The organism is Aerococcus sp. L_32, from assembly GCF_050689315.1.
Genome location: NZ_JBOEQF010001140.1, coordinates 1 through 592, shown reverse-complemented (window position 1 = coordinate 592; position 592 = coordinate 1). Strand labels below are relative to the sequence as shown.

Annotated in this window: 1 protein-coding gene; it reads right to left on the bottom strand. The window is 36.1% G+C overall.

Annotated elements, in window-relative coordinates:
* Positions 1–297: 297 nt before the first annotated feature.
* On the bottom strand, positions 298–592 hold a 295-nt coding region (locus ACRCJ0_RS18610; RefSeq protein ID WP_431391675.1), incomplete at its 5' end, for a phosphoribosyltransferase family protein.

Below are 592 nucleotides of genomic sequence, written 5' to 3'. Positions count from 1 at the left end.
TCTACCTCCATGATGTAGTGGGTGATCACATGCGAAACTACAATCATACACATCGCAATAATTCGAAGCAATTCAAAGTTCTGTTGTCGTTCTTTCATCTCCACTTACCTTTCCAAATTGAAATATTAATGCTCATAATAAAATAGTCTATCACTTTAAAAAGCTAAAACATAGACTATTACGTATATTTCACAAAATGCAATGGTATTTGGAGTTTTAATTCCTATTAAAACAGCCAGAAAAAAAGACCTATAATCCTTGTTCTCACAAAGGTTTACAGGTCTATTACAATTGTCATTAATCTTTAAACATTGTACCAAGTGTTAATTCGAATCCTTTGGCAAATGAAGGGTCTTTTTGCACTTTAATCAGTGACTCGTATTCAAAGTCGATTTCACGGTCTGGGGTATCAGATTCACACAATACGGCTATCCCAGCACACGTTGAGTTAAATTCTTTCAACATTGAATTCATCCCAGTAATTGTTCCCCCACCGTTCAGGAAGTCATCGATGACTAATACATGTGAGCCTTGAGGTAGTGAAGATTTTGTTAGTTCCATTTTTTCTACGCGGGTTGTCCCTTTGGTTGCG